The following is a 22,979-nucleotide window of genomic DNA, read 5'->3' as shown; positions in this document are numbered from 1 at the left end:
GCTGCACGCCCTACGCCTCGCGTTCCGCGGCGCTCCCTGGATGCCACCAGCCGCCGCCCCTACCTGACGGCTGCCCCACCCGCCTCGCCGCCCCCGCCCCCCCCCGCGCGGCCCCCCCCCCCCCGGGCCGAACGGTGACCTCGAGGGCGCCGGGGCCGTCCTACTTGGAGTAAAGCTCGACGATCAGCTGCTCCTGGACCTGGGTGTCAATGACCTGCCGAGCCGGCAGGGAGTGCACCAGGATCCGCATCTGGGTCGGGAGGACCTCCAGCCACGCCGGAACCGTGCGGCCCTGGCCCGCGGTCTCCCGAGCGATGACGAACGGAGTGAGCTCCTTCGCCTTCGGGGCGATCTCGACGATGTCGTTCTCGCTGACCCGGTAGCTCGGGATGTCGACCTTGCGGCCGTTGACCACCACGTGGCCGTGCCGAACCGCCTGGCGGGCAGCGTCCCGCGACGGCGCGAAGCCGCCCCGGTAGACGACGTTGTCGAGCCGCGACTCGAGGATCTTCAGCAGCTCGTCACCGGTCTTGCCGGAGCGACGGTTCGCCTCGTCGTAGTAGCCACGGAACTGCTTCTCGAGGATCCCGTAGATCCGCGCGCACTTCTGCTTCTCGCGCTTCTGCAGGAGGTACTCGGAGTCCTTGGTGCGGCCCCGGCCGTGCTCGCCCGGCGGGTAGGGCCGGATCTCGATCGGGCACTTCGGGGTGTCGCACTTGCTGCCCTTGAGGTACAGCTTCGTCTTTTCGCGGCGGCAACGCTTGCAGTCCGCGCCGGTGTAACGGGCCATCTAATCCTTCTCTTTCGTTTCCTGGCGCGAACTCGGACGCGACGCCGCGACGCGGCCGAGGCTGTCGCCCCGGCCCTGGTCGCCACGCCGCACGGTCACACCCTGCGCCGCTTGGGCGGACGGCAACCGTTGTGCGGAGTCGGGGTGACGTCCTGGATCGCCCCCACCTCGAGACCCGCCGCCTGCAGGGAGCGGATCGCGGTCTCCCGGCCGGAGCCCGGACCCTTCACGAACACGTCGACCTTGCGCATGCCGTGCTCCTGCGCCTTGCGGGCCGCGTTCTCAGCGGCCATCTGCGCGGCGAAGGGAGTCGACTTCCGCGAGCCCTTGAAGCCGACGTGGCCGGCGGAGGCCCAGGAGATCACGTTCCCGGAGGGGTCGGTGATCGAGACGATCGTGTTGTTGAACGTGCTCTTGATGTGAGCGTGCCCGTGGGCAACGTTCTTCTTTTCCTTGCGCCGGACCTTCTTGGCGCCGGCAGCGCGCGTCTTGGGAGGCATCTTCGCGTGTGATCTCCGTGTGCGAGGTCGTCGGTCAGCGGTCGTCCAGAAACGGGCGGAACCGCCCGGCGGGCGCCGGTGACTACTTCTTGCCGGCCTTCTTCTTGCCGGCGATGGCGCGACGCGGGCCCTTGCGGGTACGCGCGTTCGTGTGCGTGCGCTGACCGTGGACCGGGAGGTTGCGCCGGTGGCGCAGGCCCTGGTAGCAGCCGATCTCCATCTTGCGGCGAATGTCCTGCTTGATCTCCCGGTTGAGGTCACCCTCGACCCGGTAGTTCGCGTCGATCCATTCGCGCAGGCGGACGATCTCCTCTTCGCTGAGGTCACGCACCCGCGTGTCGGGGTTGACCCCGGTGGCGGCGAGAGTCTCCCGCGAGCGGGTGCGGCCGATCCCGAAGATGTAGGTCAAAGCGATCTCGACCCGCTTCTCACGGGGAAGGTCGACGCCAGAAAGGCGTGCCATGAACCGATGTTTCCTTCCTGCAGCCGGAGGTCTCGGGCGATGCCGCCCCGACCGGCATAACGCCGGCCGGGCCCCGGCCTCCGACCAGGGGTGGGACGTCCCGCGTGGCGGGACGCCTGGCATCGCTTGACTGTGGGGATCCTCGCCCGTGCTCCGCTGGCGCGCAGGCACCACGCCGGGCCGGGGTGGATCCACCCGTCAGGAACTTAGCCCTGACGCTGCTTGTGACGAAGGTTCTCGCAGATGACCATGATGCGCCCGTGACGGCGGATCACCTTGCACTTGTCACAGATCGGCTTGACGCTGGGCTTGACCTTCACGGCTGTTGCGAACCTCCTGCGCAGCCGCGGGCCGCGCGTGGCGTGGGTGGAACCGGACGAATGGGTGGTGCGGTAGGCCGGCGCGAGCCGACCGAGCTACTTGTAGCGGTAGACGATGCGACCGCGGGACAGGTCGTAGGGCGAGAGCTCGACCACGACGCGGTCCTCCGGCAGGATCCGGATGTAGTGCTGACGCATCTTCCCGCTGATGTGGGCGAGAACGCGATGACCGTTCTGGAGTTCCACCCGGAACATGGCGTTCGGGAGTGGCTCCACGACTCGGCCCTCGATCTCGATGGCCCCGTCCTTCTTCGGCATGTCCTCCGCTGTCCTGACGTCGACGATTGAGCCGGCGGTTCGGCCGCGACCGGTCGAGCTGCCCGGAAGCTAGCCCCGGGACGACTCAGGTCGGGACCGCAGCGCCCGCGAGGACACTCCGACCACCGACCACACTGCCACCGACCGCAACTGCCACGTTTCAGGACTGCTATCGACGCGGTGGAGCACACCGGCGTGAGAAGACCGCCAACTGAAGAGTCTACGTGGCCCATCCGTCAAGGGCCAACCAGGCTCAGCCGATGCCGGACGGAGCGTCGGCCGGCTGCCCGCAGGCGACCCCGAGAGCCGCGAGCTTGGCGACGCCGCCGTCTGGCTCGGTCAGCACCCACGGCCCCCGGTGCGTGATCGCTACCGAGTGCTCGGTGTGGGCGGCGAGGCTGCCGTCATCGGTGACGACCGTCCAGTCGTCGGCCAGCACCTTCGTGTCGGGCGAGCCCATCGTGATCATCGGCTCGATGGCCAGCGCGAGCCCCTCGACCAGCCGGATACCGCGGCCGGGACGGCCGTAGTTGAGCACGTGGGGCGGCTGGTGCATCTCGGTGCCGATGCCGTGGCCGCCGTAGTGGTCGACGATGCCGTGGCCGCTCGGGGTGATGTGCCGTTCGACCGCGGCGCTGATGTCGGTGAGGCGGCCGCCGAGCTGGGCCGCGGCCAGGCCGGCCCACAGCGAGCCCTCGCAGGTCTCGATCATGGCGAGAACCTCGGGCGCGACCTCACCGACGGGAACGGTGATCGCCGCGTCACCGTGCCAGCCATCGACGATCGCGCCGCAGTCGATCGAGATGATGTCGCCCTCGCGCAGCACCCGCTTGCGGCTCGGGATCGCGTGGACCACCTCGTCGTTCACCGAGCTGCAGATGGACGCAGGATAGGGCGGCTGGGCGTAACCCTTGAAGGACGGGATGCCGCCGTCGGCGCGGATCGTCTTCTCGGCGAGCGCGTCCAGGTCCGCGGTGGTGACGCCGGGCGCGACCGCCTCCCGCAGCCGGGCCAGGGTCTTGGCGACCAGCAGGCCGGCCACGCGCATCTTGGCGATCTCAGCCGCCGTCTTGATCTGGACGTGCTCTCGTCGCGCCACGCTCTCGCCCCGGTCTGTGTCCGTGTGCTGGTCCGTGTTCCGATGCTAGTCCCCGCCACGAGGCCATTCGCGCCGATCATCCTGCCGGCCGCGAGACCGAGCCGGGGCCGCCGCCCCATCGCGCAGCCAGAGGCTCGCGCCTGCCGCACGCATCCTGAGCCCGCGGCAGGCCGAACCAGCTGTCAGTCCCCGTAGTGGCGCAACGCGTCCAGCGCGCGGTCGGTGACGTTGTCCACCGGGCCGGTGGCGTCGATGCCGATCAGGATGCCCTTCTCGGCGTAGTACGCCACGAGTGGCGACGTCTGGTCCGCGTACACCTCGAGCCGGTGGCGCACCGTCTCGGACCGGTCGTCGTCCCGCTGGAAAAGCTCCCCGCCACACCGGTCACAGACGTTCTCGACCGATGGGGGGTCGAAGTCGAGGTGCCAGATGTGGCCACAGTTCCGGCAGGTGCGCCGCCCGGACAGCCGCCGCACGACCTCGTCGTCGTCGACGACGAGCTCGAGCACCACGTCAAGACGGGTTCCCATCCCGTCGAGCATCTGCCCGAGCACCTCGGCCTGCGGCACGTTGCGCGGGAAGCCGTCGAGCAGGAAGCCCTTCACCGCGTCGTCCTCGGCGAGGCGGTTGCGGACCATCCCGATGGTGATCTCGTCCGGCACGAGGTCGCCGGCGTCCATGAAGGTCTTGGCCTTGACGCCCAGTTCGGTTCCCTGTCGCACGTTCGCTCGGAAAATGTCCCCAGTGGAGATCTTGGGGATGGACCGCGCCTGGGCTATGAACGCGGCCTGAGTACCTTTTCCGGCACCGGGCGGTCCCACCAGTACGAGACGCACTACCGGAGGAAACCTTCGTAGTTGCGGAGCATGAGCTGGCTTTCGATCTGCTTCACTGTCTCCAGCCCTACCCCCACCATGATCAGGACCGAGGTGCCCGCGAAGGGGAACGGCTGGTCCTTGGTCAGGTTCAACAGTGCCAACGGCAGGACCGTGATCGCTCCGAGGAAGAGGGACCCCGGGAGAGTGATCCGGTCAAGTACGTGTTTGAGGTACTCCGCTGTCGGGTTGCCCGGCCTGATGCCCGGGATGAAACCACCATACTTCTTCATGTTGTCAGCGACCTCCGTTGGGTTGAAGGTGATCGCAACATAGAAGTAGGTGAAGAAGATGATGAGTGCGAAGTAGGTCACCAGGTAGAGCGGATGGTTGCCGCGTGAGAGATAACGCTGCTCGAAGTCCTGGAAGCCCTGGTTGCTCCACACCTGCCCGACCAGCTGCGGGAGCTGGAGCAGGGACGATGCGAAGATGACCGGGATGATGCCGGCCTGGTTGACTTTGATCGGCAGGTAGGTCGAGGTGCCGCCGTACATTCGCCGGCCGATCAGCCGCTTGGCGTACTGGACCGGGATCCGTCGCTGCGACTGTTCCACGAACACCACGAAGACCACGATCGCGAGGCCCAGCAGCAGCACGAGGCTGAAGACCACGCCACCGGCCACCTGCAGGATGCTGGTGCCCTCCGACGGCAGCCGGGCCGCGATCGACGTGAAGATCAGCAGCGACATGCCGTTGCCGACGCCGCGGGCGGTGATGAGCTCACCCATCCACATGATCACCGAGGTGCCGGCGGTCATCGTGACCACGATCGTCACGATCCGGAACAGGCTGGTGTCCGGAATGATCGCCGACGTGCAGCTCGGGAACAGCCGGCCGCTGCGCGCCAGGGCCACGATGCCGGTCGCCTGCAGGACACCGAGGGCGATCGTCAGGTAACGGGTGTACTGGGTGAGCTTCTGCTCGCCCGCACTGCCTTCCTTCTTCAGCTGCTCAAGCCGGGGAATGACCACGACGAGCAGCTGGATGATGATGCTCGAGGTGATGTACGGCATGATGCCCAGCGCGAAAATGGACAGCTGGAGCAGCGCGCCACCGCTGAAGAGGTTGATCAGCGAGTAGACGTTGCGGCTGTCGGCACTCGCGGCGTTGAGGCAGGTGTTGACCGCGCTGGTGGAGACGCCGGGCGACGGCATGACACTGCCGAACCGGAACAGCACCACGATCCCGACGGTGAACAGCAGCTTCTTACGCAGGTCAGGAGTGCGGAATGCCCGCGTGAAGGCGGTGAGCACGTCTCCTCCTGCTGGGGGATTGCGGACCGACGGGAAGTGGACATCCTGCCCGGTGCGACGGCGACGTCGGCGGCGGGCCGTCGACGTCGGTGAGGCGACTGTAACAGGACACCCGGTCCACTCGTCCGGACATCACGCCCGGTAGGCAGCGGTAGCCGGGAAGAACCGGCTGATGCCGGTGCGCTCCGCCACCGCCGGACCCGCCCGCGGGCGGCCCGGATGCACAACAGGCGGGAGCGGCCGTCACTCGGGCCGCTCCCGCCTGCCTTCTCTCAACCTTCGGTGACGCTCCCGCCGGCAGCCGCGATCTTCTCGCGCGCGGAGCCGGAGAACGCGTCCGCGCTGACGTGCAGCGCGACATCGATCTCGCCGTTACCAAGAATCTTGACCGGCAGCTTGGAGCGCACGGCGCCCTTCGCCACGAGGTCGGCCTTGGTCACCTCACCGCCGTCCGGGAACAGCTCGGCCAGGGCGGCGATGTTCACCACCTGGAACTCGACCCGAGCCGGGTTGGTGAAGCCCTTCAGTTTCGGCAGCCGCATGTGCAGCGGCATCTGGCCACCCTCGAACCGGGCGGGCACCTGCTTGCGGGCCTTGGAGCCCTTGGTGCCACGGCCGGCCGTCTTGCCCTTGGAGCCCTCGCCGCGTCCCACCCGGATGCGCTTGCGGTGCGCACCGGGCGCCGGGCGCAGGTGATGCACCTTCAGGCCGCGGCCACGGTCGGTCGCCGTCGCCTCGGTCTCGGCGGCCTCGGTCTTCGCCTGTTCGGCCATGATTAGGAGTCCACCTCCTCGACCCGGACAAGATGGGTCACAGTCCTGATCATCCCAAGAACCTCGGGACGATCCTCACGGACGGTCGACGCGTTGATCTTGCGCAGCCCGAGGGTCCGCAGCGTCGCCCGCTGGTTGTGGGTACCGCCGATCCCCGACCGGATCTGTGTGATGCGCAGCTTCGCCATCAGACACTCGCTCCGGCGGCCGCCCGGGCCCGCAGCATCGCCGGCGGCGCGACGTCCTCCAGCGGCAGGCCACGCCGGGCCGCGATCTCCTCGGGCCGCATGAGGCCGCGCAGGGCGGCCACCGTGGCATGCACGATGTTGATCGGGTTCGACGAGCCGAGCGACTTCGACAGGACGTCGTGGACGCCCGCGCACTCCAGCACGGCACGCACCGGACCGCCGGCGATCACACCGGTACCGGGCGAGGCCGGCTTGAGCAGGACCACGCCCGCCGCCTCCTCCCCCTGCACCGGGTGCGGGATCGTCGAGCCGATCCGAGGCACCTTGAAGAAGTGCTTCTTGGCCTCCTCGACGCCCTTCGCGATGGCGGCGGGGACTTCCTTCGCCTTGCCGTAGCCGACGCCGACGGTTCCGTCGGCGTCACCGACCACGACGAGGGCGGTGAAGCTGAAGCGACGACCGCCCTTGACGACCTTGGCCACGCGGTTGATCGCGACGACCCGCTCGACGTAGGCGTTCTTCTCCTGGGCCGGGCCGCCGCCCGACCGGTCCCGGCGTTCCCGACGGTCCGAGCCGCCGGAGCCGCCGCCGCGGCGCTGCTGGCCTGGCATCTACAACATCTCCCTGTTCTGGCTGTACTGGGTGGCCTGGCTGGCCGGGCGCGAGGCGGTCATCAGAAGTCCAACCCGCCTTCCCGCGCCGCATCCGCGAGCGCGGCGATCCGGCCCGCGTAGGTACGGCCGCCGCGGTCGAACACGACGGCGTCGATGCCGGCCGCCTTCGCGCGCTGGGCGACGAGCTCACCGACCTTGCGGGCCTGGGCCGACTTGTCGCCCTCCCCGCCGCGCAGGGTCACGTCCAGCGTGGACGCCCAAGCGAGCGTCCGGCCAGCGACATCGTCGATGACCTGGGCGTAGATGTGCCGCGAGGACCGGGTGACGACGAGCCGGGGACGGATCGGCGTGCCCGCCACCTTCTTGCGCACGCGGGAGTGCCGACGGAGCTTGGCTGTCCGCCGCTTCGCGCTGACGCCGAGGCTCACTGCCATGATCTATCTCCTACTTCCCGGTCTTCCCGACCTTGCGGCGGACGACCTCGCCCTGGTACCGCACGCCCTTGCCCTTGTAGGGGTCAGGCTTGCGCAATCCGCGGATCTTCGCGGAGACCTCGCCGACCAGCTGCTTGTCGATCCCGTGAACCACGAAGCGGGTCGGGGCCTGCACCTCGAAGCGGATGCCCTCAGGGGCCTTGACCGGGACGGGGTGACTGAAGCCGAGCGCGAACTCCAGGTCGGAGCCCTTCGCCTGGACGCGGTAACCGACCCCGACGATCTCCAGGGTCTTCGAGTAACCGGAGGTGACCCCGGTGACCATGTTCGCGACCAGGGTGCGGGTCAGGCCGTGCAGCGCCCTGGACCGGCGGTCGTCGTCGGGACGGGCCACGACGAGCTGCCCGTCCTCGCGGCCGACCGTGATCGGCTCGGCAACGGTGTGGCTCAAGGTGCCCTTGGGGCCCTTGACGGTGACAGTGGGTCCCTCGACGGTGATATCGACACCGCTGGGGACGGGAATGGGCAGGCGCCCGATCCGTGACATCGTTCGCCTTCCTTACCAGACGTAGGCGAGGACTTCTCCGCCCACGCCCCGCTTGTTCGCCTGCCGGTCAGTCAACAGACCCGACGAGGTCGAGATGATCGCGACGCCCAGACCCCCGAGCACCTTGGGAAGGTTCGTCGCCTTGGCGTAGACCCGCAGGCCCGGCTTGCTGATGCGCTTGATCCCGGCGATCGAACGCTCCCGGTTCGGGCCGTACTTCAGCTCGACGACCAGCGTGTGGCCGACGCCGCCAGCCGCGGTGGCGTCCTCGACGCGCCAGCTGGAGATGTAACCCTCCTGCTGGAGGATCTCGGCGATGTGAGTCTTGATCTTGCTGTGGGGCATCACCACGTTGTCGTGGTACGCCCGGCTGGCGTTACGGACACGGGTGAGCATGTCCGCAATCGGGTCGGTCATCGTCATGGCGTGACGCCTTTCTCACGGCGGTTCCCACCGGAGCCGGACACTTCCTCGGCAACCGTGCGGTGGGCCTGCCGCGATCGGGTGGAATGCGGGGGTGGCGCTGGTAGGAAAACGGCGCCCTGGTTGGTTACCAGGAACTCTTGGTGATGCCGGGCAGTTCGCCGCGGTGCGCCATCTGGCGCAGGCAGACCCGGCAGAGCCCGAACACCCGGTACACCGAGCGGGACCGGCCGCAGCGCTGGCAGCGGGTGTAACCGCGCACCGCGTACTTCGGCTTGCGGTTCGACTTCTCGATCAGTGCCTTCTTGGCCATCTGCTCAGTTCTCCCGGAAGGGGAAGCCCAGCGCCCGCAGGAGCGCCCGGCCCTCGTCGTCGGTGGTCGCGGTGGTCACGACCGTGATGTCCATGCCCCGAATCCGGTCGATCCGGTCGATGTCGATCTCGTGGAAGATCGACTGCTCGACCACGCCGAAGGTGTAGTTGCCCGCACCGTCGAACTGCTTCGGGGACAGCCCGCGGAAGTCGCGGATGCGGGGCAGGGCGATGGAGACGAGCCGGTCGAGGAACTCCCACATCCGGTCGCCGCGCAGGGTGACCTTCGCGCCGATCGGCATGCCCTCGCGCAGCTTGAACTGGGCGATGGACTTCTTCGCCCGCCGCACGGCCGGCTTCTGGCCGGTGATCAGTGCCAGGTCCCGCACAGCGCCGTCGATGAGCTTCGCGTCGCGGGCGGCGTCGCCGACGCCCATGTTCACGACGACCTTCACGACGCCGGGGATCTGCATGACGTTGGCGAAGGAGAACTCCTCCTTCAACGCCGGGGCGATCTCCTCGCGGTACCGCTGCTTCAGCCGTGGGAGCGGACGGGCGCCCGGCGCGCCGGCAGCCCGGTCTTCAGTGGTCACAGTCATTGTCTGATCTCGATTCCCAAATGCTCGACTGCTCGCTCGGCCTACAGCTCGGTGCCGGTGCGCCGGGAGATACGGACCTTGGTGCCGTCCTCGTTGACGCGGAAACCGATGCGGGTGGGCCTACCGTCCGACGGGTCGACGATCATCACGTTGCTGACGTGGATCGGCGCCTCCTGGGTGACGATCCCCCCGGACTGCGAGCCACGCGCGCTCTGCTGGACGCGGGTGTGCCGGGTGATCCGGTTCGCGCCCTCGACGAGCACCTTGTTCTGCTCGGGGTAGGCCCGGATGACCTTCCCCTTCAGACCGCGGTCCTTGCCGGTGATGATCTGGACCGTGTCACCCTTTTTGATCTTCAACGCGGCCACGGTCACAGCACCTCCGGCGCCAGAGAAATGATCTTCATGAACTTCTTGTCCCGCAGCTCGCGGCCAACCGGGCCGAAGATGCGGGTGCCCCGGGGGTCGCCACCGTCCCGGATGAGGACCGCCGCGTTCTCGTCGAAACGGATGTAGGAGCCGTCGGGCCGCCGGCGCTCCTTGGTGGTGCGCACCACGACCGCCTTGACCACGTCGCCGCGCTTCACGCCGGCGCCGGGCAGGGCATCCTTGACCGTGCCGACGATGATGTCGCCGATCCCCGCGTAACGACGCCCAGAGCCGCCAAGCACCCGGATGCACAGAATCTCCCGTGCCCCGGTGTTGTCGGCGACCCGAAGTCGCGACTCCTGCTGAATCACTTTCCGCTCCTGATCACCCGGTACTACAGATCAACCGGTCCTGCCTGGTCGGGGCACTGCCCCGGAGGGACCAAACCGCCCCGGAACTACTTGGCCCTCTCCAGGACCTGGACGACGCGCCACCGCTTGGTGGCGGAAAGCGGCCGGGTCTCCATCAGGAGCACGCGGTCGCCGACACCCGTGGTGCCGCTCTCGTCGTGCGCCTTGATCTTCTTCGTCCGGCGGATCGTCTTGCCGTACAGCGGGTGCTGCACGCGGTCCTCAACGGCGACCACGACGGTCTTGGCCATCTTGTCGCTGACCACCAGACCCTCGCGGACCTTGCGGAAGCCGCGCTCCGCGCTCGCCTCGGCCGTCTCCTGCGAAGCCTCCTGGGAGGCCGTCTCGTCTGCCACTGCCCTCACGCCCGTTCCGACTGCGTCGCATCATCGTCCGCCGCGCCGGCCAGCGCGGGATCCTCGGTGATCCCCAACTCACGTTCGCGCATCACCGTGTAGATCCGGGCGATGTCACGCCGCACGGACCGCAGCCGACGGTTGTTGGTCAGCTGCCCGGTGGCGCCCTGGAACCGGAGGTTGAAGAGCTCCTCCTTGGCCTCCCGAAGCTTGTCGACGAGTTCCTCGCCCGACAGGCCCCGCAGTTCGTCCGCGGTAGCGACTGCCATCACGCACCACCTTCACGAACCACGAACCGGCACTTCATCGGCAGCTTGTGGATGGCGCGCCGCATCGCCTCGCGCGCCACGGCCTCGTCGACCCCGGACAGCTCGAAGAGCATGCGGCCCGGCTTGACGTTCGCGATCCACCACTCCGGCGAGCCCTTACCGGAACCCATCCGGGTCTCGGCCGGCTTCTTCGTCAGCGGGCGGTCGGGGTAGATGTTGATCCAGACCTTGCCACCACGGCGGATGTGCCGGGTCATCGCGATACGCGCCGACTCGATCTGCCGGTTCGTCACGTACGCCGACTCGAGGGCCTGGATACCGTACTCACCAAAGGTGATCTTGGTGCCGCCCTTGGCCGCACCGGTACGCCCGGGGTGGTGCTGCTTGCGGTGCGCGACCTTCCGAGGAATCAGCATGATCTATTCCTCCGCCTTCTCCGGAGTGCCCACAGCCGGCGCGGCAGCCGTCTCGGCAACGGCGGCCTTCGCCTCAGGGGCCGCCTTGGTCTCGGCGGCCTTTGCCTCGGGGGCGGCCTTTGCCTCGGGGGCGGCCTTGGTCTCGGGGGCGGCCTTTGCCTCGGGCGCGGCACTCGCCGGCTCGGGTGCGCCGGCCTCCGCCGGGCCCGTCGATGCCGCGTCGGACGCGGTCGCCTCGGGGGCGGACGTGTTGGCGCCGCCACGGCCGCCGCGGCGCTCGTTGCGCGCCGCCGCGCGGCCGGCGTCGGTGCCGCCCTGGGTGGTGCCGGACGAGCCGGAACGCGGCCCACGCCGCGGCCGGTCCCGGCGGGTCTGGCGCTGCAGCGCCTCCTGGGCCTCACGCTCGGCCCGGCTCTGGACGATGTCGCCCTTGTAGATCCAGACCTTCACGCCGATGCGGCCGAAGTTCGTCCGGGCCTCGTAGAAGCCGTAGTCGATGTCCGCGCGCAGCGTGTGCAGCGGCACCCGACCCTCGCGGTAGAACTCGGACCGGCTCATCTCGGCGCCGCCGAGGCGACCCGAGCACTGGACCCGGATCCCCTTCGCGCCGCCCTTCATCGCGGTCTGCATCGCCTTGCGCATGGCACGGCGGAAGCTGACCCGGCTGGAGAGCTGCTCGGCCACGCCCTGGGCGACGAGCTGCGCGTCGACCTCGGGGTTCTTGACCTCGAGGATGTTCAGCTGCACCTGCTTGCCGGTGAGCTTCTCCAGGTCGCCGCGGATGCGGTCGGCCTCGGCGCCACGACGACCGATGACGATGCCCGGGCGCGCGGTGTGGATGTCCACCCGCAGCCGACCCTGGGTCCGCTCGATGTCGACCCGGCTGATGCCGGCCCGCTCCATGCCCTTCGACATCATCTTGCGAATCTTGACATCCTCGCCGACGTACGCCTTGTACTGCTTGTCGGCGTACCAGCGGGACGTGAATTCCGACGTGATGCCAAGTCGGAACCCGTGCGGGTTGACCTTCTGCCCCACTACCGGGCCCTCCTTGTCGTCTTCGCGCCCCGGCCAGCCGCGGCGGCGACCGGTTCCCGGCTCTCCACCACGACCGTGATGTGGCTGGTGCGCTTGCGGATCCGGTAGGCCCGGCCCTGGGCGCGGGGGCGGATGCGCTTGAGCGTCGGCCCCTCGTCCACGTACACCTCGCCGACCCAGAGGGTCGCCGGGTCGAGGTTGTGGTTGTTCTCGGCGTTCGCCGCCGCGCTGGCGACGACCTTGTACACGTCCTCGCTCGCCGCCTGCGGGGCGAACCGGAGGATGTCCAGCGCCTCGCTGACCGAACGGCCGCGGACCAGGTCGACGACCCGGCGGGCCTTTGTCGGCGACAGCCGCACGTAGCGGGCGGACGCCTTGGCGCCCGGCAGGCCGGCGCGGGTCAGGCCGTCAACGAGATCGTCAGCCACGGCGTGACCTCCGGTCCTCCTTGACGTGGCCACGGAACGTCCGGGTCGGGGCGAACTCGCCGAGCTTGTGCCCGACCATGCCCTCGGTGATGAAGACCGGGACGTGCTTGCGGCCGTCGTGCACGGCGATCGTGTGACCCAGCATGTCGGGGATCACGGTGGAACGCCGAGACCAGGTCTTGATGACGTGCTTGGTGCCCTTGGAGTTCTGCACGTCCACCTTCTTGAGCAGGTGGTCGTCGACGAACGGGCCCTTCTTCAAACTGCGTGGCATGGCTGTGTCTCCTCCTTCCTGCTCAGATTCGGTGGGTGGGGTGGGACAGCGCGCGGTTCACGGTGGCCGTGGCCCGGGTTCCTGAGGTCACTACCGCCGCCTGTTCTGCTTGCGACGACGCACGATGAGCGCGTCGGACGCCTTCTTGTGAGCCCTGGTCCGGCCCTCCGGACGACCCTTCGGGTTGACCGGGTGGCGACCACCGGAGGTCTTGCCCTCACCACCGCCGTGCGGGTGGTCAACCGGGTTCATCGCGACACCACGCACGGTGGGCCGACGGCCCTTCCAGCGCATCCGGCCGGCCTTACCCCAGTTGATGTTGCTCTGCTCGGCGTTGCCAACCTCGCCGACCGTCGCGCGGCAGCGGACGTCGACGTTGCGGATCTCGCCCGAGGGCATCCGCAGCTGGGCGTATGGACCGTCCTTCGCGACGAGCTGCACACTGGCGCCCGCGCTACGAGCGATCTTCGCACCGCCACCGGGCCGAAGCTCGATGTTGTGGATCACCGTACCGGTCGGGATGTTGCGCAGCGGCAGCGCGTTGCCGGGCTTGATGTCGGCGCCGACACCGGAGCTGACCTGGTCGCCCTGCTTCAGCTTGACCGGGGCGAGGATGTAGCGCTTCTCGCCGTCGGCGTAGTGCAGCAGCGCGATGCGCGCGGTGCGGTTCGGGTCGTACTCGATGTGCGCGACCTTGGCCGGCACTCCGTCCTTGTCGCGACGGAAGTCGATGACCCGGTAGGCCCGCTTGTGGCCGCCGCCCTGGTGCCGGGTGGTGATCCGGCCGTGGACGTTACGCCCGCCCTTCGAGTGCAGCGGACGGACCAGCGACTTCTCCGGATGGTCGCGGGTGATCTCGACGAAGTCGGCCACGCTCGCGCCACGACGCCCCGGCGTCGTCGGCTTGTATCTCCGAATACCCATGGCTTCCTACCGTCCCGGCCACTGAGAGGCGTGGCCCGTCGACCCCTGGCCCGCGGCCAGCGCCTCGCGGCGCGTGCGCTCAGGCACCGGGACCTCCGAAGATCTCGATCGTGTCACCCGGCGCGAGGCTCACCAGCGCCCGCTTGGTCGCGGAGCGCTGACCCCAGCCGTGTTTGGTCCGCTTGCGCTTGCCCTGCCGGTTGATGGTGTTCACCCGCAGGACCCGCACCTTGAAGATCTGCTGGACCGCGAGCTTGATCTGCGTCTTGTTCGCGTCCGGGTGCACGACGAAGGTGTAGACGTTCTCGTCGAGCAGGCTGTAGCTCTTTTCCGAGACCACCGGCCGCAGGATCACGTCACGCGGGTCGGGAATCACTTGTCCTCCTCCGCACCGGCGGCATTCGGCGACGCCGGCTGGCTGGCGCGGGCGAGGAACGCGGCGAGCGCCTCCTCGGTGAACACGACGTCGTCGCTCACCAGCACGTCATAGGTGTTGAGCTGACCCGGGTCGAGCAGGTGCACCGCCTCGACGTTGCGCAGGCTCCGCCAGGTCAGGTCGTCGCGGCGGCTGGCGACCACGAGCACCCGGCGGGTGTCGGCGATCGTGCGCAGCGCGATCACGGCGGCCTTCGTCGACGGCGCCTCACCGGAGACCAGTGAGGACACGACGTGCACCCGGTTGTTGCGCGCCCGGTCCGAGAGGGCGCCGCGCAGCGCGGCGGCCTTCATCTTCTTCGGGGTGCGCTGGTCGTACTTGCGCGGGGTCGGGCCGTGCACCACGCCACCGCCGGCGAACTGCGGCGCGCGCAGTGAGCCCTGCCGGGCGCGGCCGGTGCCCTTCTGCCGGTACGGCTTGCGGCCACCGCCGCGAACCTCGCCACGGGTCTTGGTGTCGTGCGTGCCCTGGCGGGCCGCCGCGAGCTGCGCGACCACGACCTGGTGGATCAGCGGCACGTTCAGCGGCACGTCGAACACGCCGGCGGGCAGGTCGACGCTGCCGCCGTCACCGCCGTTCGGCGCGTGCACCGGAACGGTGCGCGTAGTGGCATCCGAGTCGGATGCGGTCGCCACCGGGGTCATGCCGAGACCTCCTCACCAGCAGTGGTGGCCACGATCGGGGCGAAGTCCTCGGGAGCCGGGCGCTTGGCCGCGCTGCGCACGAAGACGAGACCGCCGTCGGGGCCGGGCACCGCGCCCTTCACCAGCAGATAGCCACGCTCGGCGTCCACCGCGTGAACGATCAGACCGGGGGTCGTGGTGCGCACGTGGCCCATCCGGCCAGCCATCCGCAGGCCCTTGAAGACCCTGCCGGGTGTGGCGCAACCGCCGACCGATCCCGGCGAGCGGTGCTTGCGCTCGACACCGTGCCCGGCACCCAGGCCCTTGAAGCCATGGCGCTTCATGACACCGGCGAAGCCCTTGCCCTTGGAGGTGCCGGTGACGTCGACGACGACGCCCGCGGAGAACACCTCGGTGGTCAGCTCCTGGCCCGGGCTGTACTTGACGGCGTCGGCGGTCCGCAGTTCGACGAGGTGGCGCCGCGGGGTGGCGGCGCTGGTCGCGAAGTGCCCACGAGCCGGCTTGTTGATCTTACGCGGGTCGATCTCGCCATAGCCGAGCTGGACGGCGGAGTAGCCGTCGGAGTCAGGCGTCTTGACCTGCGTGACGACGTTGGGGCCGGCCTTGATGACGGTGACCGGCACGACGCGGTTGTTCGCGTCCCATACCTGGGTCATCCCGAGCTTCGTGCCCAGGATCCCTCTGTAGTTGCGGATGAGCATGACTGCGCCGGCCCCTCTTACAGCTTGATCTCGATGTCGACACCGGCGGGGAGGTCGAGGCGCATGAGCGAGTCGACCGTCTTCGGCGTCGGGTCAAGGATGTCGATCAGCCGCTTGTGCGTCCGCATCTCGAAGTGCTCGCGGCTGTCCTTGTACTTGTGCGGCGACCGGATGACGCAGTAGATGTTCTTCTCCGTCGGCAGCGGCACCGGTCCCGCGACCTGCGCACCCGTCCGGGTCACCGTCTCGACGATCTTCCGCGCCGAGCTGTCGATGACCTCGTGGTCATAGGCCTTGAGCCGAATGCGGATCTTCTGTGCCGCCATGGTGGGCTTCGCCTGTCCTGTCTGTCTCGTCCGGCCGGTACCGCTACCGGGTCACCGCCCGTAGATTCCCCCGCGCCGGGTGGCGCCCGCCGCCGGCGGTGGGAATCTGCCGGTTACCGCTGTCTCGTGCCGGTCCCCGCCGACGAAGTCGGCGCGGGGAGCCGGATTGCCTGCCGTGTCACTGCCTGCCACGTCGGCGGCCGGTGTGGAAGACCGCGCGAGCAGCAATGCGGGCGGTGGGTCGCGTGATCCGGACCCACCGCCCGCGGTTGCTACTTGAGAACCTTCAGGACCTGGCCCGCACCGACGGTCCGGCCACCCTCGCGGATGGCGAAACGCAGACCTTCCTCCATGGCGATCGGCTGGATCAGCTCGACCGTCATCTCGGTGTTGTCGCCCGGCATGACCATCTCGGTGCCCTCGGGGAGGGTCACGACGCCGGTCACGTCGGTGGTGCGGAAGTAGAACTGAGGCCGGTAGTTCTTGAAGAACGGCGTGTGGCGGCCGCCTTCGTCCTTGTTCAGGATGTAGACGCGAGCCTCGAACACGGTGTGCGGCGTGATCGACTTCGGCTTGACGACGACCTGGCCGCGCTCGACGTCCTCACGCTTGATGCCGCGCAGGAGCAGGCCGACGTTGTCGCCCGCCTGGCCCTCGTCGAGCAGCTTGCGGAACATCTCGACGCCGGTGACGGTCGTGGTGGTCGTCTCGGGCTTGATACCGACGATCTCGATCGTCTCGGAGACCTTGACGATTCCACGCTCGATACGCCCGGTAACGACGGTTCCACGACCGGTGATCGTGAAGACGTCCTCGATCGGCATCAGGAACGGCCGGTCGATGTCACGCTTGGGCTCGGGGATCGACTCGTCGACCGCCGCCATGAGCTCGAGCAGCTTGGCGCCCCACTCCTTGTCACCCTCCAGCGCCTTCAACGCGGAGACACGGATGACCGGAACGTCGTCGCCCGGGAACTCGTACGAGCTCAGCAGCTCGCGGACCTCGAGCTCGACGAGCTCCAGGATCTCCTCGTCGTCCACCATGTCGGCCTTGTTCAGCGCGACGACGATGTACGGCACGCCGACCTGACGAGCGAGCAGCACGTGCTCCTTCGTCTGCGGCATCGGGCCGTCGGTCGCGGAGACCACCAGGATCGCGCCGTCCATCTGCGCGGCACCGGTGATCATGTTCTTGATGTAGTCCGCGTGACCCGGGCAGTCGACGTGCGCGTAGTGACGCGAGTCGGTCTGGTACTCGACATGCGCGATCGAGATCGTGATGCCGCGGGCCTTCTCCTCCGGCGCCTTGTCGATCTGGTCGAACGGCGTGAAGGGGTTGAGGTCCGGGTATGCGTCGTGCAGGACCTTGGTGATCGCCGCGGTCAGGGTGGTCTTGCCATGGTCGATGTGACCAATGGTGCCGATATTGACGTGCGGCTTGGTCCGCTCGAACTTCTGCTTCGCCACGGGTGTCCCTCCAAGGACGGGTGGTGTCGTGCTGGTGTAGTCAGCTGGGGGTCGTGCTCACGCCACGAGGGCGGTTACTCCCCCCTGGCCTTGGCGATGATCTCCTTGGCGACGTTCCCGGGAACCTCGGCGTAGGAGTCGAACTGCATCGAGTAGCTGGCCCGGCCGGACGTCTTCGACCGCAGGTCGCCGACGTAGCCGAACATCTCCGACAGCGGTACGGACGCCCGCACGATGCGGGAGCCGCCTCGCTCCTCCATCGCCTGGATCTGTCCGCGCCGCGAGTTGAGGTCGCCGATCACGTCACCCATGTGGTCCTCGGGCGTGGTGACCTCGACGGCCATCAGCGGTTCGAGCAGCACCGGGTCGGCCTTCCGGGCGGCGTCCTTGAACGCCATCGAACCCGCGATCTTGAAAGCGAGTTCGGAGGAGTCGACGTCGTGGAACTGGCCGTCCAGGAGGGTCACCTTGACGTCGACCAGGGGGTATCCGGCGAGAACGCCGAACTCCATGGCCTCCTGGCAGCCGGCGTCCACCGAGGGGATGTACTCCTTGGGGATGCGACCGCCGGTGACCTTGTTCTGGAACTCGTAGCCGCCGCCGTCGCCGCCGGAAGGCTCCAGGCTGATGATCACTCGGGCGTACTGCCCGGAACCACCCGTCTGCTTCTTGTGGGTGTAGTCGACCTTCTCCACCTTGCGGCGGATGGTCTCCCGGTAGGCGACCTGCGGCTTGCCGACGTTCGCCTCGACGCTGAACTCGCGACGCATCCGGTCGACCAGCACGTCGAGGTGCAGTTCGCCCATGCCAGCGATGATCGTCTGGCCGGTCTCCTCGTCGGTCCTGACCTGGAAGGTCGGGTCCTCCTCGGCGAGCCGCTGGATCGCGGTGCCCAGCTTCTGCTGGTCGGCCTTGGTCTTCGGCTCGATCGCGACGTGGATGACCGGCGCCGGGAACGTCATCGACTCCAGGATCACCGGAGCGTTCGGGTCGCAGAGCGTGTCGCCGGTCGTGGTGTTCTTCAGCCCCACCACGGCGACGATCTGGCCCGCGCCGACACCCTCACGGTCTTCCCGGTGGTTGGCGTGCATCTGGAGGATGCGGCCGATCCGCTCCTTGCGGTCCTTGGTGGAGTTCAGGACCGGGGAGCCACCGCTGATCTTGCCCGAGTACACCCGGATGTAGGTCAGCTTACCCACGTACGGGTCGCTCATGATCTTGAACGCGAGCGCGGAGAACGGCTCGTCCTCCGACGGCTCACGCCGGACCTCGGTGGCCTCGTCCTTGACCGAGTGGCCGACGGTGGCGCCGATGTCCAGCGGGTTCGGCAGGTAGTCGACGACCGCGTCGAGCATGGGCTGGACGCCCTTGTTCTTGAACGCGGAGCCGCACAGCACCGGGTTGATCTTGCTGGCCAGCGTACCCCGCCGCAGGGCGGCGGCCAGCTGCTCCTCGGTGGGCTCCACGCCCTCGAGGTAAAGCTCCATGAGCTCGTCGTCGTTCTCGGCGACGGTCTCGACCAGCTTGTCGTGCCATTCCTGCGCGGCCTCGGCGTGGTCGGCCGGGATGTCGACCGACTCGTACGAGGCGCCCTTGTCCTCCGACTGCCAGAGGAGGCCCTTCATCCGGATCAGGTCGATCACGCCGCGGAAGTCCGACTCGACACCCCAGGGGAGCTGGACGACGGCCGGCGTCGCGTCGAGCCGCTCCACCATCATGTCGACGCAGCGGTGGAACTCGGCGCCGACACGGTCCATCTTGTTGACGAAGGCGATCCGCGGGACGTTGTAGCGGTCGGCCTGCTTCCAGACGGTCTCGCTCTGCGGTTCGACGCCGGCGACGGCGTCGAACACCGCCACCGCACCGTCGAGCACGCGCAGCGACCGCTCGACCTCGACAGTGAAGTCGACGTGGCCGGGCGTGTCGATGATGTTGATGGTGTGGTCGCGCCAGATGCAGGTGGTGGCCGCGGAGGTGATCGTGATCCCCCGCTCCTGCTCCTGCTCCATCCAGTCCATCGTGGCGCCACCCTCGTGCACTTCACCGATCTTGTAGTTCACACCGGTGTAGAAGAGGATGCGCTCGGTCGTGGTGGTCTTGCCCGCGTCAATGTGGGCCATGATCCCGATGTTGCGGGTCATGGCCAGCGAGGAAGGAACGTCAGATGGCATATCGAGCTACCAGCGGTAGTGGGCGAAGGCCTTGTTGGACTCCGCCATCTTGTGGGTGTCCTCCCGGCGCTTCACGCTCGCGCCGAGGCCGTTGCTCGCGTCGATCAGCTCGTTCATCAGCCGCTCGGTCATCGTCTTCTCACGACGAGCCCGGGAGTATCCGACGAGCCAGCGCAGCGCGAGGGTCGTGCTGCGACCGGCACGCACCTCGACCGGTACCTGGTAGGTGGCGCCACCGACCCGGCGGCTGCGCACCTCCAGCGTCGGCTTGACGTTGTCGAGCGCCCGCTTCAGCGTGACGACCGGGTCGTTGCCGGTCTTGTTCTTCGCACCTTCAAGCGCGCCGTACACGATGCGCTCCGCGACGGACTTCTTGCCGCTCATCAGCACCTTGTTCACCAGCGCGGTCACCAGGGGCGACCCGTAGACCGGGTCGACCACGACGGCGTGCTTGGGTGCGGGCCCCTTGCGCGGCATCAGCCCTTCTCCTTCTTCGCGCCATACTTGCTGCGAGCTTGCTTGCGGTTACGGACGCCCTGCGTGTCGAGAGCGCCTCGGACGATCTTGTAGCGCACGCCCGGGAGATCCTTCACTCGGCCACCGCGGACGAGGACGATCGAGTGCTCCTGCAGGTTGTGGCCGACGCCGGGAATGTAGGCGGTGACCTCGATCCCGCTGTTCAGCCGGACTCGTGCGACCTTGCGCAGCGCCGAGTTCGGCTTCTTCGGGGTGGTCGTGTAGACGCGGGTGCACACACCACGACGCTGAGGGCTCCCCTTGAGTGCCGGGGTCTTGGTCTTCTCGACCTTGTCCTGCCGGCCCTTTCGGACCAGCTGCTGGATCGTGGGCAACGCCGCTCCCGTTCCTGTCACGCCTCGTCGTACTGCCTTGGGCAACCAGACCGGTCCGCCGGCCTACCTGCGTTTCCTTCGCGACCCGTACTCGAGCCACCCTGTCGGCTCCAGTCGCTACTTCCGACCCACGCGGTCGGGCGTGTCGCGCCGTCCCAGTGAATTTGGATCAGAACTTTCGATGATCCAAACCACATGCGGAGAGCACGCCAGCCCGCCCGGCCGCCTTGCGGAACCGAGCTCGACAGTCGCCGACGGACCCCTGAACGGCGACGTTACGTCAACACGTTCAGCGCCACGGCGCCACATCGAAGTACGGGACGCACGCCAGAGTCACGCGGACCCTGGCCACGGGCATCAACAGTACTCCACAGCCACGTCACGTGTCGAACGGGGTACCGAACGACCTCCCGCGCAGACAGCCACAGGACCACGGCGAGCACAACTACGCCCGAACAGCCTGGTCGGCGCGCCGAGGCCGACAATCCACTACCCGCGGAGCGGGGCGGCCGGACCTCACGCGACCTACCAGGCGAGCGATCGGGAACCCGGCGGCCTACCTGGAACCAACGGATCCAGGGACCAACCGACGCCACCGTGAACACTGGCAGGCTGTACAGGTCAGCACGATACCTGCTACGGAGGCCCCGCGGACATGTTCGACGCAGTTGACGGAGATCCACCCGGGCCGGCGGCCACTCCGGGACCACCGCGGCGCGCCGACGGCCGCCCGATCCGACCCACCAGGGAACAGCTCCTGGCCGCGTACGGAACCACCGTCCCGGACCTCGTCGCGCCGCGCACCACCGTCCTTCTGTGCGGCATCAACCCGTCGCTGGAGTCCGGGGCGACCGGGTTCCACTTCGGCACACCCAGCAACCGCCTCTGGCCGGTGCTGCACCTCGCCGGTTTCACTCCGCGCCGCCTGCACCCGAGCGAGACCGACGAGCTGACCAGCCGTGGCATCAGCATCACGAACTTCGTCACGCGTTCCACCGCCCGCGCCGACGAGATCGACGACGACGAGATCCGGGCCGGCGTCGCCCGCCTCGCCGAGCTGGTCGAGCGGATCGAGCCGGCCTGGGTCGCCTTCCTCGGCCTGGCCGCCTACCGCCTGGGCTTCCGGCGGCGCACCGCCCGCGTCGGCCGCCAGCCCGAGACGCTGGGACCGGCGGGCATCTGGCTGCTGCCGAACCCCAGCGGCCTCAATGCCCATTACCAGCTCCCCGACCTTGCCGGGGCCTACGGCGAGCTGCGCGAAGCCGCCTACGGCCCGATCAGGCCCTGACGCGGGGCCACCCAGCGGTCGGATCGCGACCGCTTCCCCGCCGACCACCCTTCAGTCGGCCTGCGGCGGCCACTCCGGCTGGTCCACCTGCTCCGGCCACGGCAGCAGCTCAGACAGGGTTCCCGGCAGCTCCGGGGGTACGAGGTCGCGGACCGGGGCCCAGAAGTCGCTGCCTGGCTGCGCCTCCAGTCGCCGCCGCGCCCCACCGCTGTCGAGCGCCAGGCGCCAGGAGTGCAGCAGCGTGCGGGACGTGGCCGCCCGGTCGAAGAGCGGATCGCCCTCGATCGGATGTCCGATCCAGGCGAGATGCACCCGGATCTGGTGCCGCCGCCCGCTGACCGGAGTCGCCAGGAGCAGCGTGACGTCACCGCCCTCCCACAGCCGCCGGAACGTGGTCACGGACGGATAGCTGCGAACGTGCCCGAACACCGCGCCCGCCGGGACCGACCAGTGCCCCACCGGGTCCGCCGAGTCCGCCCCGGCGGTGACCCGGGTGACGATGTCGCCGCGGTTCGCGGCGATCCGGACCCTGTTCTTGCGTCCGACGCTCAACGGCAGCTCGACGGTGCCCGCCGCGGGCAGGCCACGGGTGCGGGTGAGTACCAGGTAGCCCTTGTCCACCGTGCGCCGCTGGAACTGGCGCGTGAGGTCGCCGTGGTAGCGCAGTTCGCGGGCGAACAGGACCAGGCCCGAGGTCGCCTTGTCGATGCGGTGCACGGGGAACAGCTCCTCGCCCGCCGCCGCGGCGAGCCGGACGAGGTCGGTGTCGTGCCGCTCCCCCATCACCGAGATGCCCGCCGGCTTGTCGAGCGCGAGCATCTCGTCGTCCTCGAACACCAGGCCGCCGGCCCGGAGCTCCGGCCACGACAGCGTGGGCGTGTTCGTCACCGCGGGTCCATCCTCAGGTGGTCGGCGGAAGCCCGCCCGGTCCAGGTCGAGCACATCGGTCCAACGGCACATCGTTCCAACGGCACATCGGTCCAACGGCACATCGGTCCAACGGCACATCGGTCCAACGGCACGTCGGCGGAACGCCGAACGGGGGGGGGGGGGGGGGGGGCCGCCCGCCCGGCCGGGGGGCGCCCGCGCGCCGCGGCGGGGCGCG

At 68.7% G+C, this 22,979-nt stretch carries 35 protein-coding genes; 1 reads left to right on the top strand and 34 read right to left on the bottom strand.

What is annotated here, in order from left to right:
• Nucleotides 1-160: 160 nt before the first annotated feature.
• The 33 genes from rpsD to rpsL all read right to left on the bottom strand — a co-directional run bounded on the left by rpsD (nucleotide 161) and on the right by rpsL (nucleotide 20,586).
• Nucleotides 161-790: a 30S ribosomal protein S4 gene (gene rpsD / locus MXD60_RS15230; protein ID WP_248819715.1), complete on the bottom strand. Its 630-nt coding sequence runs from the start codon at nucleotides 788-790 to the stop codon at nucleotides 161-163.
• A 95-nt stretch (nucleotides 791-885) separates the two neighbouring features.
• Nucleotides 886-1,290 carry a 30S ribosomal protein S11 gene (gene rpsK, locus MXD60_RS15225; RefSeq protein ID WP_011435061.1) on the bottom strand — a complete coding sequence of 135 codons (405 nt, stop codon included), beginning with the start codon at nucleotides 1,288-1,290 and terminating at the stop codon, nucleotides 886-888.
• Nucleotides 1,291-1,372: 82 nt separating this feature from the next.
• Nucleotides 1,373-1,753, bottom strand: coding sequence for a 30S ribosomal protein S13 (gene rpsM, locus MXD60_RS15220; protein WP_248819714.1), 381 nt, complete (start codon nucleotides 1,751-1,753; stop codon nucleotides 1,373-1,375).
• A gap of 206 nt (nucleotides 1,754-1,959) precedes the next feature.
• Nucleotides 1,960-2,073: a 50S ribosomal protein L36 gene (rpmJ, locus tag MXD60_RS15215; protein WP_248819713.1), complete on the bottom strand. Its 114-nt coding sequence runs from the start codon at nucleotides 2,071-2,073 to the stop codon at nucleotides 1,960-1,962.
• A gap of 96 nt (nucleotides 2,074-2,169) precedes the next feature.
• Nucleotides 2,170-2,391, bottom strand: coding sequence for a translation initiation factor IF-1 (infA, locus tag MXD60_RS15210; protein WP_006541558.1), 222 nt, complete (start codon nucleotides 2,389-2,391; stop codon nucleotides 2,170-2,172).
• Between the two features lie 253 nt (nucleotides 2,392-2,644).
• Nucleotides 2,645-3,490, bottom strand: a complete 846-nt coding sequence (gene map, locus MXD60_RS15205) for a type I methionyl aminopeptidase (RefSeq protein WP_248819712.1) — start codon at nucleotides 3,488-3,490, stop codon at nucleotides 2,645-2,647.
• Nucleotides 3,491-3,672: 182 nt separating this feature from the next.
• Entirely contained in the window at nucleotides 3,673-4,326 is a 654-nt protein-coding gene (locus MXD60_RS15200) for an adenylate kinase (protein ID WP_248819711.1), read from the bottom strand.
• Nucleotides 4,326-5,618, bottom strand: coding sequence for a preprotein translocase subunit SecY (gene secY / locus MXD60_RS15195; protein ID WP_248819710.1), 1,293 nt, complete (start codon nucleotides 5,616-5,618; stop codon nucleotides 4,326-4,328). Before secY ends, MXD60_RS15200 begins: the two co-directional genes overlap by 1 nt.
• A 272-nt stretch (nucleotides 5,619-5,890) precedes the next feature.
• A complete protein-coding gene (rplO, locus tag MXD60_RS15190) occupies nucleotides 5,891-6,391 on the bottom strand; it encodes a 50S ribosomal protein L15 (RefSeq protein WP_248819709.1) in 501 nt (166 codons plus the stop codon).
• A gap of 2 nt (nucleotides 6,392-6,393) precedes the next feature.
• Nucleotides 6,394-6,579, bottom strand: a complete 186-nt coding sequence (gene rpmD, locus MXD60_RS15185; RefSeq protein WP_248819708.1) for a 50S ribosomal protein L30 — start codon at nucleotides 6,577-6,579, stop codon at nucleotides 6,394-6,396.
• Nucleotides 6,579-7,190, bottom strand: coding sequence for a 30S ribosomal protein S5 (gene rpsE / locus MXD60_RS15180; RefSeq protein WP_248819707.1), 612 nt, complete (start codon nucleotides 7,188-7,190; stop codon nucleotides 6,579-6,581). Before rpsE ends, rpmD begins: the two co-directional genes overlap by 1 nt.
• 62 nt (nucleotides 7,191-7,252) lie before the next feature.
• Complete coding sequence (rplR, locus tag MXD60_RS15175; protein ID WP_248819706.1) at nucleotides 7,253-7,627, bottom strand: 50S ribosomal protein L18; 375 nt, start codon at nucleotides 7,625-7,627, stop codon at nucleotides 7,253-7,255.
• Nucleotides 7,628-7,637: 10 nt separating this feature from the next.
• A complete protein-coding gene (rplF, locus tag MXD60_RS15170) occupies nucleotides 7,638-8,174 on the bottom strand; it encodes a 50S ribosomal protein L6 (RefSeq protein ID WP_248819705.1) in 537 nt (178 codons plus the stop codon).
• Nucleotides 8,175-8,186: 12 nt separating this feature from the next.
• The gene (gene rpsH / locus MXD60_RS15165) at nucleotides 8,187-8,597 is read right to left on the bottom strand and encodes a 30S ribosomal protein S8 (protein ID WP_248819704.1); all 411 of its coding nucleotides are present in this window, start codon (nucleotides 8,595-8,597) and stop codon (nucleotides 8,187-8,189) included.
• A 127-nt stretch (nucleotides 8,598-8,724) separates the two neighbouring features.
• Complete coding sequence (locus MXD60_RS15160) at nucleotides 8,725-8,910, bottom strand: type Z 30S ribosomal protein S14 (protein ID WP_011602308.1); 186 nt, start codon at nucleotides 8,908-8,910, stop codon at nucleotides 8,725-8,727.
• Between the two features lie 4 nt (nucleotides 8,911-8,914).
• Entirely contained in the window at nucleotides 8,915-9,508 is a 594-nt protein-coding gene (rplE, locus tag MXD60_RS15155; protein ID WP_248819703.1) for a 50S ribosomal protein L5, read from the bottom strand.
• Nucleotides 9,509-9,549: 41 nt separating this feature from the next.
• Nucleotides 9,550-9,876 (bottom strand): 50S ribosomal protein L24, encoded by a 327-nt coding sequence (rplX, locus tag MXD60_RS15150; RefSeq protein ID WP_518468009.1) that lies wholly within the window; start codon nucleotides 9,874-9,876, stop codon nucleotides 9,550-9,552.
• A 2-nt stretch (nucleotides 9,877-9,878) separates the two neighbouring features.
• The gene (gene rplN, locus MXD60_RS15145) at nucleotides 9,879-10,247 is read right to left on the bottom strand and encodes a 50S ribosomal protein L14 (protein WP_009740518.1); all 369 of its coding nucleotides are present in this window, start codon (nucleotides 10,245-10,247) and stop codon (nucleotides 9,879-9,881) included.
• A gap of 86 nt (nucleotides 10,248-10,333) precedes the next feature.
• Nucleotides 10,334-10,642, bottom strand: a complete 309-nt coding sequence (gene rpsQ / locus MXD60_RS15140; RefSeq protein WP_248819701.1) for a 30S ribosomal protein S17 — start codon at nucleotides 10,640-10,642, stop codon at nucleotides 10,334-10,336.
• A gap of 5 nt (nucleotides 10,643-10,647) precedes the next feature.
• Nucleotides 10,648-10,911 carry a 50S ribosomal protein L29 gene (gene rpmC, locus MXD60_RS15135; RefSeq protein ID WP_248819700.1) on the bottom strand — a complete coding sequence of 88 codons (264 nt, stop codon included), beginning with the start codon at nucleotides 10,909-10,911 and terminating at the stop codon, nucleotides 10,648-10,650.
• A complete protein-coding gene (gene rplP / locus MXD60_RS15130) occupies nucleotides 10,911-11,327 on the bottom strand; it encodes a 50S ribosomal protein L16 (protein WP_248819699.1) in 417 nt (138 codons plus the stop codon). Before rplP ends, rpmC begins: the two co-directional genes overlap by 1 nt.
• A gap of 3 nt (nucleotides 11,328-11,330) precedes the next feature.
• Nucleotides 11,331-12,365 carry a 30S ribosomal protein S3 gene (rpsC, locus tag MXD60_RS15125; RefSeq protein WP_248819698.1) on the bottom strand — a complete coding sequence of 345 codons (1,035 nt, stop codon included), beginning with the start codon at nucleotides 12,363-12,365 and terminating at the stop codon, nucleotides 11,331-11,333.
• Nucleotides 12,365-12,793, bottom strand: a complete 429-nt coding sequence (rplV, locus tag MXD60_RS15120; protein ID WP_248819697.1) for a 50S ribosomal protein L22 — start codon at nucleotides 12,791-12,793, stop codon at nucleotides 12,365-12,367. Before rplV ends, rpsC begins: the two co-directional genes overlap by 1 nt.
• A complete protein-coding gene (gene rpsS, locus MXD60_RS15115) occupies nucleotides 12,786-13,067 on the bottom strand; it encodes a 30S ribosomal protein S19 (protein WP_009740524.1) in 282 nt (93 codons plus the stop codon). Before rpsS ends, rplV begins: the two co-directional genes overlap by 8 nt.
• A 90-nt stretch (nucleotides 13,068-13,157) precedes the next feature.
• Nucleotides 13,158-13,991 carry a 50S ribosomal protein L2 gene (gene rplB, locus MXD60_RS15110; RefSeq protein ID WP_248819696.1) on the bottom strand — a complete coding sequence of 278 codons (834 nt, stop codon included), beginning with the start codon at nucleotides 13,989-13,991 and terminating at the stop codon, nucleotides 13,158-13,160.
• Nucleotides 13,992-14,070: 79 nt separating this feature from the next.
• Nucleotides 14,071-14,367 carry a 50S ribosomal protein L23 gene (gene rplW, locus MXD60_RS15105; protein ID WP_248819695.1) on the bottom strand — a complete coding sequence of 99 codons (297 nt, stop codon included), beginning with the start codon at nucleotides 14,365-14,367 and terminating at the stop codon, nucleotides 14,071-14,073.
• Entirely contained in the window at nucleotides 14,364-15,071 is a 708-nt protein-coding gene (gene rplD / locus MXD60_RS15100; RefSeq protein WP_248819694.1) for a 50S ribosomal protein L4, read from the bottom strand. The genes rplW and rplD overlap by 4 nt, the downstream gene beginning before the upstream one ends.
• On the bottom strand, nucleotides 15,068-15,772 hold the full coding sequence (rplC, locus tag MXD60_RS15095; RefSeq protein WP_248819693.1) for a 50S ribosomal protein L3: 705 nt from the start codon (nucleotides 15,770-15,772) through the stop codon (nucleotides 15,068-15,070). Before rplC ends, rplD begins: the two co-directional genes overlap by 4 nt.
• A 17-nt stretch (nucleotides 15,773-15,789) precedes the next feature.
• Nucleotides 15,790-16,098 (bottom strand): 30S ribosomal protein S10, encoded by a 309-nt coding sequence (gene rpsJ / locus MXD60_RS15090; protein ID WP_007514815.1) that lies wholly within the window; start codon nucleotides 16,096-16,098, stop codon nucleotides 15,790-15,792.
• A 272-nt stretch (nucleotides 16,099-16,370) separates the two neighbouring features.
• Nucleotides 16,371-17,564: an elongation factor Tu gene (tuf, locus tag MXD60_RS15085; RefSeq protein ID WP_248819692.1), complete on the bottom strand. Its 1,194-nt coding sequence runs from the start codon at nucleotides 17,562-17,564 to the stop codon at nucleotides 16,371-16,373.
• Between the two features lie 74 nt (nucleotides 17,565-17,638).
• The gene (gene fusA, locus MXD60_RS15080) at nucleotides 17,639-19,735 is read right to left on the bottom strand and encodes an elongation factor G (RefSeq protein ID WP_248819691.1); all 2,097 of its coding nucleotides are present in this window, start codon (nucleotides 19,733-19,735) and stop codon (nucleotides 17,639-17,641) included.
• 6 nt (nucleotides 19,736-19,741) lie between these two features.
• Nucleotides 19,742-20,212 carry a 30S ribosomal protein S7 gene (rpsG, locus tag MXD60_RS15075; protein ID WP_101832667.1) on the bottom strand — a complete coding sequence of 157 codons (471 nt, stop codon included), beginning with the start codon at nucleotides 20,210-20,212 and terminating at the stop codon, nucleotides 19,742-19,744.
• Nucleotides 20,212-20,586: a 30S ribosomal protein S12 gene (gene rpsL, locus MXD60_RS15070; protein WP_248819720.1), complete on the bottom strand. Its 375-nt coding sequence runs from the start codon at nucleotides 20,584-20,586 to the stop codon at nucleotides 20,212-20,214. The genes rpsG and rpsL overlap by 1 nt, the downstream gene beginning before the upstream one ends.
• Nucleotides 20,587-21,241: 655 nt before the next feature.
• Between rpsL and mug the strand changes: the two genes are divergently transcribed.
• Nucleotides 21,242-21,874: a G/U mismatch-specific DNA glycosylase gene (mug, locus tag MXD60_RS15065; RefSeq protein WP_248819690.1), complete on the top strand. Its 633-nt coding sequence runs from the start codon at nucleotides 21,242-21,244 to the stop codon at nucleotides 21,872-21,874.
• 51 nt (nucleotides 21,875-21,925) lie between these two features.
• On the opposite strand, the gene MXD60_RS15060 is transcribed toward mug, so the two are convergent.
• Nucleotides 21,926-22,693 (bottom strand): pseudouridine synthase family protein, encoded by a 768-nt coding sequence (locus MXD60_RS15060; RefSeq protein ID WP_248819719.1) that lies wholly within the window; start codon nucleotides 22,691-22,693, stop codon nucleotides 21,926-21,928.
• Nucleotides 22,694-22,979 lie beyond the last annotated feature (286 nt).

It is taken from the genome of Frankia sp. AgB32 (genome assembly GCF_023243045.1).
Lineage (GTDB): Bacteria > Actinomycetota > Actinomycetes > Frankiales > Frankiaceae > Frankia.
Note: the sequence above shows the minus strand (reverse complement) of the source record. Positions and strands in the feature narration are given on the sequence as shown.

What these genes read in the sequence shown, in the direction of transcription:
- rpsD (WP_248819715.1), bottom strand. Translation starts at nt 790, where the DNA reads ATGGCCCGTTACACCGGCGCGGACTGCAAGCGTTGCCGCCGCGAAAAG.
- rpsK (WP_011435061.1), bottom strand. Translation starts at nt 1,290, where the DNA reads ATGCCTCCCAAGACGCGCGCTGCCGGCGCCAAGAAGGTCCGGCGCAAG.
- rpsM (WP_248819714.1), bottom strand. Translation starts at nt 1,753, where the DNA reads ATGGCACGCCTTTCTGGCGTCGACCTTCCCCGTGAGAAGCGGGTCGAG.
- infA (WP_006541558.1), bottom strand. Translation starts at nt 2,391, where the DNA reads ATGCCGAAGAAGGACGGGGCCATCGAGATCGAGGGCCGAGTCGTGGAG.
- rplO (WP_248819709.1), bottom strand. Translation starts at nt 6,391, where the DNA reads ATGGCCGAACAGGCGAAGACCGAGGCCGCCGAGACCGAGGCGACGGCG.
- rpmD (WP_248819708.1), bottom strand. Translation starts at nt 6,579, where the DNA reads ATGGCGAAGCTGCGCATCACACAGATCCGGTCGGGGATCGGCGGTACC.
- rpsE (WP_248819707.1), bottom strand. Translation starts at nt 7,190, where the DNA reads ATGCCAGGCCAGCAGCGCCGCGGCGGCGGCTCCGGCGGCTCGGACCGT.
- rplR (WP_248819706.1), bottom strand. Translation starts at nt 7,627, where the DNA reads ATGGCAGTGAGCCTCGGCGTCAGCGCGAAGCGGCGGACAGCCAAGCTC.
- rplF (WP_248819705.1), bottom strand. Translation starts at nt 8,174, where the DNA reads ATGTCACGGATCGGGCGCCTGCCCATTCCCGTCCCCAGCGGTGTCGAT.
- rpsH (WP_248819704.1), bottom strand. Translation starts at nt 8,597, where the DNA reads ATGACGATGACCGACCCGATTGCGGACATGCTCACCCGTGTCCGTAAC.
- MXD60_RS15160 (WP_011602308.1), bottom strand. Translation starts at nt 8,910, where the DNA reads ATGGCCAAGAAGGCACTGATCGAGAAGTCGAACCGCAAGCCGAAGTAC.
- rplE (WP_248819703.1), bottom strand. Translation starts at nt 9,508, where the DNA reads ATGACTGTGACCACTGAAGACCGGGCTGCCGGCGCGCCGGGCGCCCGT.
- rpmC (WP_248819700.1), bottom strand. Translation starts at nt 10,911, where the DNA reads ATGGCAGTCGCTACCGCGGACGAACTGCGGGGCCTGTCGGGCGAGGAA.
- rplP (WP_248819699.1), bottom strand. Translation starts at nt 11,327, where the DNA reads ATGCTGATTCCTCGGAAGGTCGCGCACCGCAAGCAGCACCACCCCGGG.
- rpsS (WP_009740524.1), bottom strand. Translation starts at nt 13,067, where the DNA reads ATGCCACGCAGTTTGAAGAAGGGCCCGTTCGTCGACGACCACCTGCTC.
- rplB (WP_248819696.1), bottom strand. Translation starts at nt 13,991, where the DNA reads ATGGGTATTCGGAGATACAAGCCGACGACGCCGGGGCGTCGTGGCGCG.
- rplD (WP_248819694.1), bottom strand. Translation starts at nt 15,071, where the DNA reads ATGACCCCGGTGGCGACCGCATCCGACTCGGATGCCACTACGCGCACC.
- rplC (WP_248819693.1), bottom strand. Translation starts at nt 15,772, where the DNA reads ATGCTCATCCGCAACTACAGAGGGATCCTGGGCACGAAGCTCGGGATG.
- rpsJ (WP_007514815.1), bottom strand. Translation starts at nt 16,098, where the DNA reads ATGGCGGCACAGAAGATCCGCATTCGGCTCAAGGCCTATGACCACGAG.
- fusA (WP_248819691.1), bottom strand. Translation starts at nt 19,735, where the DNA reads ATGCCATCTGACGTTCCTTCCTCGCTGGCCATGACCCGCAACATCGGG.
- rpsG (WP_101832667.1), bottom strand. Translation starts at nt 20,212, where the DNA reads ATGCCGCGCAAGGGGCCCGCACCCAAGCACGCCGTCGTGGTCGACCCG.
- mug (WP_248819690.1), top strand. Translation starts at nt 21,242, where the DNA reads ATGTTCGACGCAGTTGACGGAGATCCACCCGGGCCGGCGGCCACTCCG.
- MXD60_RS15060 (WP_248819719.1), bottom strand. Translation starts at nt 22,693, where the DNA reads ATGCTCGCGCTCGACAAGCCGGCGGGCATCTCGGTGATGGGGGAGCGG.